5 protein-coding genes are annotated in these 6,215 nt (G+C 35.3%); 2 read left to right on the top strand and 3 right to left on the bottom strand.

Translation table 11 applies throughout. The annotated features are described in order from the left end of the window. Window positions 1-67: 67 nt before the first annotated feature. Entirely contained in the window at window positions 68-370 is a 303-nt protein-coding gene (locus E5A76_RS11630; RefSeq protein ID WP_161119037.1) for a HigA family addiction module antitoxin, read from the top strand. A 478-nt stretch (window positions 371-848) separates the two neighbouring features. On the opposite strand, the gene E5A76_RS11625 is transcribed toward E5A76_RS11630, so the two are convergent. Both E5A76_RS11625 and E5A76_RS11620 read right to left on the bottom strand, forming a co-directional pair. Next, window positions 849-2,180 carry a reverse transcriptase domain-containing protein gene (locus E5A76_RS11625; protein WP_161119036.1) on the bottom strand — a complete coding sequence of 444 codons (1,332 nt, stop codon included), beginning with the start codon at window positions 2,178-2,180 and terminating at the stop codon, window positions 849-851. A 1-nt stretch (window position 2,181) separates the two neighbouring features. Beyond that, window positions 2,182-2,835 carry an SLATT domain-containing protein gene (locus E5A76_RS11620; protein ID WP_161119035.1) on the bottom strand — a complete coding sequence of 218 codons (654 nt, stop codon included), beginning with the start codon at window positions 2,833-2,835 and terminating at the stop codon, window positions 2,182-2,184. An 816-nt stretch (window positions 2,836-3,651) separates the two neighbouring features. Here E5A76_RS11620 and E5A76_RS11615 point away from each other — a divergent pair. Further along, a complete protein-coding gene (locus tag E5A76_RS11615; RefSeq protein ID WP_161119034.1) occupies window positions 3,652-3,789 on the top strand; it encodes a hypothetical protein in 138 nt (45 codons plus the stop codon). A gap of 284 nt (window positions 3,790-4,073) precedes the next feature. On the opposite strand, the gene E5A76_RS11610 is transcribed toward E5A76_RS11615, so the two are convergent. After that, window positions 4,074-6,215, bottom strand: a 2,142-nt coding sequence (locus E5A76_RS11610; protein WP_161119033.1) for a hypothetical protein, incomplete at its 5' end; no start/stop codon positions are given.

Below are 6,215 nucleotides of genomic sequence, written 5' to 3'. Positions count from 1 at the left end.
ATATAAGATACAGTTTATTTCCATGTTGAATATCATACGCTTTTTTAAGTGAACGAAGGGGACTCAAGTGAAGAATAAACCTGTTGCTGTTGGAATTATTCTTAAGGAGGAATTTCTTGAACCTATGGGAATTACCATAGTGATGCTTTCAGAGGCCATGGGGGTTCACCGTAATACGGTAAGTGCAATAGTAAATGGTAAAAATATTAATGTAACCCAAGCTGTTCTTTTAGCTTCAGCTCTTGGCACATCATCAGAGTTCTGGTTGAACTTACAACACAACGTTGACTTGTGGAATGCGAGAAAAATGTTTGAAGAAGTTAGTAAGAATATTCAGGCTTTTGATGTTAATTCATCAATAAGTAACTGATATAAATGATAATGAGACCAGCTTGATTGTGCTGGCTTTAATTAACAAACAAAAAACTTATTATCAAGGAGTATGGAGTTTATTTGGACCACTGACTTTCCCCTTTTGAATTGGGCTTCCAGCATTTAGAGCTACTTTTCTAGTAAACCTTGTCCAACAATGAGCTATTTTCTATTGCTAGTTCAATACTGTTTCGTCTTTATTTTCAAAAAGTCAGATATTATTTTTTGCTAGAGGTGATTAGCCCGAATGAAACTAATGAAAAGATTATTAGGATAATTAAATCGTTTTGGGATAGAAGCGCCTTAGAGTTAGGACACGAGCTAGCTTCCATGCCTAGCTCAAATTTGCCCCAAAGTAGGTTAGCTACCGTTTAAGCCTCACGTCTCAGAATCATCATTTAGCCTATTTCTTCAAATGCCTGCTTGGCGTCTATAGGACCGAGGGAACATCTCCCCTTGTTTAACGAACACTCAACCTAGTAACCAAAGTCTTTCACATCAACTTCTAGCTCTCTGACTTGAGAACCTATTTTTTTATGGAAGTGGTAACGAATTTCTTCATCAGCCATATTGGTCAAATCAAAACTAAAATATTGAACTAAAGCTTCTTTCATCTCAGGTATGTCATACTGGTCGAAGTTGGGTACATAACTGGTGTTATATTTGTTGTGGCTAATTTCTTTGAAAGTGCGAACAAACTTTTTAGGTTTGATTTCTACCTCAAAACGCTTACATAGGCGCAGGACATAATGATCTAATCTGTGGAGTAGCTTTTCATCATTGATCTCAGCGAAGAAAAATTGCCACCCCTTACATTTCTTCTCAAACACACAGCCTGTGATTCGTAGGTTCAATCGCCATTCTAAAATTTTTAAGCTCTTATTTTTAGAGTGCTTATAGCTTGTGAAAATCCCAGCAAGTGAAGCCTTTAACTTTTCAATCGACCCGTTTCTTGCAGAGATATGCTCATTGGTGAATTGATACCCAAGATAATCAAAACCGTTAGCAAGTGAGTCAATTTTTGACTTCTCTGGTACTTTCACTGGGCAGTGTATTTTTAAACCAATATTGCGAAACTGCTTGATAATGATTTGTGCTAGATAGTGTGCTTGATCAGCAGAACAAAGAACTAATACATCATCAACGTAGCGGTAGCATTTTACGTTAGGCAGTTCAGATAAAAATTTGTCAATGTTTTGGAGGTAGATGGCTGCAAGGATGTTGGAAACAGCCAACCCTTGAGGTACGCCGACTTCACTTGGCTTATCATCCTTTCTCGAAACTAGAACTGAAGGGGCAGTGACAGCCGAAAAGATCATATCTAGTATGTGGTCTTGCCTAATACGCTTTTTCAATTGAGAGCGTAGGTTTTTATGTCTTATCGATGGGTAAAAATTCGAAACATCTAACTTAATAAAGCTATCAAAGTCTCCAGATAAAGCGTGAACCTTAACATCTTTAATGACATCTTGAGGAAGCGTGAACTTCACTGATTCTGCAAATCGGTCTTGTAGAAAGTTACACATAGCACGTAATGCAATTCTATCTCTCACTGTAGGGATAGATATTTCACGAGGGGCTTTATTTCTCCCTTTAGTCAGCAACTTTAGCTTGTACTTGGAAAACGCATAAGAACCTTCAATCATTTTACGAGAAATGATTTCAATTTGCGGGTCTAACTGTTTTCTAAAAGCATACTGATTCATGTTATCTATGCCAGTAGCACCAGAATATACAATATGATTGGAGAAGATTTCTTTTAGATTCTCGTGCCTAAACTCTTTATTAAATTGGTCTTGTACACGCATTTTATCCACCAGTAGAAGTTGGAGTGGATAAGAATAAAGGCGAGTTTAATGCAAGCAATATCAGTACAGGCAAGATATAGAAAAACACAAGAGTTAAAAATCTAGCAACAAAATATGATGCTGCTAAAAACCAGTGATGTGATGTTGGTATTCTAGTAAGAGCTTGTTTTGGTTGTTGCTTGTCTTCCGAGGTGTCTAAATGGAAACCTTTGCTTACTTGTCTTACTGTGCTGGTACTTGCCCAATACTCTTGGCATAGTGCAATGGCAAAATCTTTATCAGTGTGGTTTTCACAAGCGTTTAGCTTAGATTCGTAGGTTATTGATAAATTGGTCAAGTCAGCATTTGGCTTTGAGGCTTGATGCATAATACTATTCAAACTTTCATAACATTCTTTGATTAGGTTTGCTCTTTCCTTAAAAGAAAGCCCGTTGATGAATCCTGAAATGCAAAGTACTAGGACAGAATATACAACCCAAGAGATCGCTTCGATTCCATTTTGTGGGTTCTTTAGATAATAAACGGATACGGCGACAGAGAAGAATGAATACCAGAGTAGTATTACTTGTGAGTGAAAGGCGTTAGACAAAAGTCGTTTTTCAGTTTGAATTCGTGCTTTTCTTGTCCACCAAATATTGTCTGTTAAAGCCACCATCTTCTCCTAATGTTGGGGAGTGCTTCATAGAGGTAGTTTAGTTACAATAAGTTAACACTCCTACTGGAGTAAGCATATACGAGATACACTAAGGGCGAACCCTTCGAAATTAGTTTCACTCTTACTGTTAAGAGTGGACAGCTACTAAGAGCTGTCACCACTATGAAACACTGTGTGTATGGTACATTTTCGGAGTTCGAGGCTCAATAATTTTTTGTCGCCGTTATGCTAGTTTCCATACTTTAAGTAATTAAAGAATCACTAATTTAGCAAGAACACTGACTCATTTCTGTCCAGAATCTTCCCTGATGGCACTCCTTAACTCAGGAGTGCCCCCAAACACGTTTCGAGTATGTGGCAGTGCACTTCAATGAGCTGAATTTGACTTAGTTCCTCTTATACGAGTACGCTTTTTAATCTACTGAAATTTCTAATAACTCAATACTATAGGTAATGATGGAAAGCTCCGATTGGATAGCCTTACTAGCAGTGTTTATAGCATTGTGTTCAGCGTGGTTTACATACAAAACTTGGAGAATCCAAACGAGCAAACATTATTAATGAAATTGCTGTACACCAAAAAGATTATGGCCATTTCGTTGAACGTTATTGTGATGAGTTTACTAATTTCGACAAGAATGAAGGTTTTGATGACGCTTGTCGAAAATCACCGGCTGATTACCAGCAAGACTACACCGCTATGCTGAAGAGAAAATGAAAGAGCTTAGAGCCAAACTTTGAAGAACAAATTTGCCCACAGTGTTTATCTTTAATAATTGTTACAAATATAGGTAAATAGAAGAGCATCTCCCTTGGGTGTTGTCGCCTGAGATTCAAGCTCAAGTGTCGAAAGAGTCGGCTCAATACGAAGATAAAGGCAACTGGTATAACGTGCTGAATTACCATTTAGAAGAATGTACAGGTAAAGCAAGAGAGTGGTTATCAACCAAATAGGTGTGTGAGCATATTAATGCTTTCCCATCAAAAGGGAGTGTGATTGGCAAGGCACTTAATCAATAGGCTAAAGACGGGAAGTTAGACAAGAAAATGCTCAATGGCTCAAACCGCTAATACTTCCCTACCATACGACCTCACACTTCATTTCGCTAAGTTGTAAAAATTATCCCCACTTCCTCCACTTGATTTGATATTAAGTGGGGGAAGTAGGGCAAATTATTTAACTTTCAGAAAACAGAAACATCGTTTTTGGCACTTAATTAGGCATAAGCAATTAATTATTATGTGTCTTTCATATAATTTTTTGCATTTAGTTCTTCGTATCGATTCATTATTCTAATTTTGGGATCGAAAATAGATGGTGCAATCAAAAACATGAAGCAGTTTTTAGGCATAGAGCGATACCTTGAAACTAGGTTCATCTTATTTAATTGTTCTAGGGTGGAAAATTTTTTGACTTCCCTATTAAATTTGATCCCTACAGACTCATGTAGTGCTTTTCTTCTTTCGTCATCTAATAGAAAATTTGCCAGCTGAGCTTTGTCAATTGTGGTAAGTTTCTCTGTAGTACCAAAAAAAGCATTACCCCCTATGTTCTTACCATGGATTATTGAAACTTGCTGTAATTTTGGCAAGAACGACTTTAACTCGCCTTCAATTTTTACCTTTGCCTTCGTATTGTAAAAAACTGTACATATATTTATCTTAGTCAGTCGTTTGAAAAATGATTGTAACTTATCAAGTTTTTCACTTGGGATGTTATATAAATTTTCGCTTTCCTCGAAGCTTTCTCGTGCGCCTGAATAATATTTCAATGACTTAATGAACTGTGCTCCTGATATTATATTGTCGAGAATAAAAGTTACTTCTGTAGCATCTTCGTCTAATTCACACAGTTTGGCGATGTTGAAGTTTTTTATATTTCTACCGATTTGGAAATTAATGTCATCGTAAAGGATTCGTTGAGTGCCATTGTAGTCCTCTGGGTTTTTTATCATCACCGAAGTACAACCACTTTCACAAAGTTCTCTAATTTTAGATATGAACTCTTCAATATCTTTCTTTGTCATGCACTCATGAGCAGAAATTAGTTTAAGTATTAGTTCACGATTTTTTTCAGCGATTGGTAACAACCATTTTACCAGATTATCTTCCGCATTCTTATTAGATATATTGTTATGTTGTTGAATGACATAACAAGCACTATGGAATGATGCCAGTCCTTTTATTTCATTAATATTGGAAATTATTTCATATCCGAAATCTTTCCCTTGCTCTTCAATTAAAAGCTTATACCTATTCGATACTATGCTCCACATTTGCATAATTTCTCTAGGTATGGGAACAATTAAGTTACCATCAACGGATGTCAAAATAAATATCCTATCAGCTCCGGTTATTTTAGTTCTTGTTGTAATGCTTAATGGCGTAATATCCATCTTTGATATATCAATTAAGTTAGTATCCGAATATGATAACTCTTCACCATCTACAGTTAATTTTCTTTCGGAATTATTAACATTAAAATTCTTAGATACTTTAAAATCAGTTATTGTGAATCCATTCTCTCCAGCGTGAGTCGTTGATATTAGATGCGAAATATTGGATGATAGTTTTTCTAGGTCACTAACAATTTGGTAGTCGATTCCAATATACTGTATGTCCCGAACTTTTTTTAACGAGTTTATAATAACAGAAAGAAAGGTGTCTAAATTGTGAGAGCTAATGTCAAGGTTCTTATCAACAGCAAAAGCACTCATACCAATATAGTCAACAGAATGAAATTTTACATACTGAAAAACAAACTTTTCTATTCTTTCATAAATTCCAAATCTTTCAAGATCTTTATATAGAGCAGAGGTAACTAGGATATCTATAACTACATTGGAATTTACAATATTATCATTTATGTAAATATGAGATAGATTCTTATAAAAAGAAGCTTTATTGACCCATTTCTCCAAATTTTGGTAGTATTTATCAAAGAGTTTTCGTTCAAATTCGTGTTCTTGAGCTAGTAGAGTTAGATAGCAATATAAATAATTATCTATATTAATCTCTTGAGAGGAAATATTAAGGTCATCTTGTTCTGCTATTATTCTTTTTGTATAAGAAAATTCACCATTAAAGATAAGATTAGTATCACTAGAAATTACTCTAGAGTTTGTAAATACACTAGGGTAATTTTGTTTTTCGTTGTCATCTTTTATAAAGCTATAAACTAGGGCAAGTCTATCCTTTAAGTTTTCATTTCTTATTCTTTCTCTTAAACTAACTAAACCGGAAGCATTGTGTGGAACTACAATTTCAGAATAACCATATTTATCCGCTTTCAAATTCAATGAATCATCAAAATGTTCTGAATTTTTTCTGATTAGGATTTCATTTCCTTTTTTTAGGGCAATAATTCCATTGCTTGTTGC

It is taken from the genome of Photobacterium lucens (genome assembly GCF_009873615.1).
GTDB classification, from domain to species: domain Bacteria; phylum Pseudomonadota; class Gammaproteobacteria; order Enterobacterales; family Vibrionaceae; genus Photobacterium; species Photobacterium lucens.
Note: the sequence above shows the minus strand (reverse complement) of the source record. Positions and strands in the feature narration are given on the sequence as shown.